Annotated in this window: 1 protein-coding gene; it reads left to right on the forward strand. The window is 45.1% G+C overall.

The window, feature by feature from the left end:
* Positions 1–245: 245 nt before the first annotated feature.
* Positions 246–1,550, forward strand: a complete 1,305-nt coding sequence (ftsA, locus tag F8N00_RS17870) for a cell division protein FtsA (RefSeq protein ID WP_023468801.1) — start codon at positions 246–248, stop codon at positions 1,548–1,550.
* The last annotated feature ends 58 nt before the right edge of the window (positions 1,551–1,608 follow it).

The raw sequence follows: 1,608 nt of genomic DNA on the forward strand, positions 1-1,608 counted from the left end.
TGGGCTCGGAGATGTGTATAAGAGACAGGGGCTGACGAATAAAAAAACAAACGTGTGTTTTCATTCGTCGACCTTTGTTCGAATCGTCATCAAATCGTAATCTATTCGAACGCTAAGACGGGCAATAACTTCTTTTCGTAAGTATTTATATAGTGTAGACTTAAACGAGAAGAAGCCTGACTCATTCCTAGAATATAATTAGGAATAAAAAGGATTAGTATTATGAAAGTGGAGGTGTCACTCCCATGGAAACGAAAGGTACGATTGCCGCGCTCGACATTGGGACATCGGAGGTGAAACTCATCGTCGGTGAACTACTTGGTGGAACGCTGAACGTTCTTGCTGAAGGTTCTGCACCATCCGCGGGTGTTAAACGAGGTGTCATCGTTGACATCGATCAAACGGTACAAGCCATTAAACAAGCGGTTACGGAAGTGGAACGTACACTTGGTGAACCAATTGGTGAAGTATATGTCGCTATTTCCGGTGAACACATTCAAGTGAAGGATTGCCAAGGGATGACATCGATCAAAGGTGAGGACAATGAAATCACGGATGATGACGTGAAAGACGTTCTGCATTCTGCGATGGTCATGCGAATTCCGAACGAACTCAGTGTCGTCGATGTCTTGCCGAAGACCTTTACGGTCGATCAGCAAACAGAAATCACTGATCCGAGAGGAATGATCGGTTATCGTCTCGAAGTAACAGGGAAGCTCATCATCGGAGCGAAGACGATCCTACATAGCATTAAACGTTCCATTGAACGGGCTGGTTTAGAGCTTGCTGGATATGTGCTGGAGAGTTTAGCGGTATCTAGAATCGCAGCATCGATTGATGAACTCGAACTCGGTGTCGGAATCATCGATATCGGTCATGAGACGACGACACTTTCCATCTACGAAAAGAATGATCTCGTCTACTCGACGACGTTGCCATACGGTGGTGATCATCTGACACGTGATTTGACGTACAAGATGAATTGTAAATATCAAGACGCGAAACTTGCTAAAGAAGAATATGGTGTTGCGCTTGAAGCACTCGGGGATCCGGAAGAGAAAGTTTCCTACGTCACGATCAACGGCGAACATCGTTTCGAACCACAATCAGAGATTGGATTCGTTTTAGAAGCACGACTTGAGGAAATCTTCGAGATGATTCAAAAACGAATGACGCAAGCAGGATACGCTCACATGAATAGTGGCTTAATCTTATGTGGGGGAAGTTCTTCATTACCGGGAATCGATCAGCTCGGAAAACGAATCTTCAAGCAGAGCGTCAATGTCTATCAACCTGCTAGTCTTGGTATTCGTCATCCGAAGTATGCCGTCGCAGCCGGTATGTTACGTTATGTGCTCTCAAGAAGCGCCGTATCGAAATCAGGTTTCGACCGGGCGGAAGAGAAGGAAGCCGTAGCGCACGGACATGAACAGGATGCACTGCTCATGAACGAACAGACGTCACCTACGCGAAACGAACGGCCAACACGTGAACAGCCTCCGAAAGAGAAAAAGTCATTCAGTAGTTTCTTTGAGAAATTCTTTGGTTAATGCCTACAAAAAATCCAATGAGTAAAAAATATTAGGGGGCCCTTTTTATGTTGCATTT

The organism is Exiguobacterium sp. A1_3_1, from assembly GCF_048985645.1.
GTDB classification, from domain to species: domain Bacteria; phylum Bacillota; class Bacilli; order Exiguobacteriales; family Exiguobacteriaceae; genus Exiguobacterium_A; species Exiguobacterium_A indicum.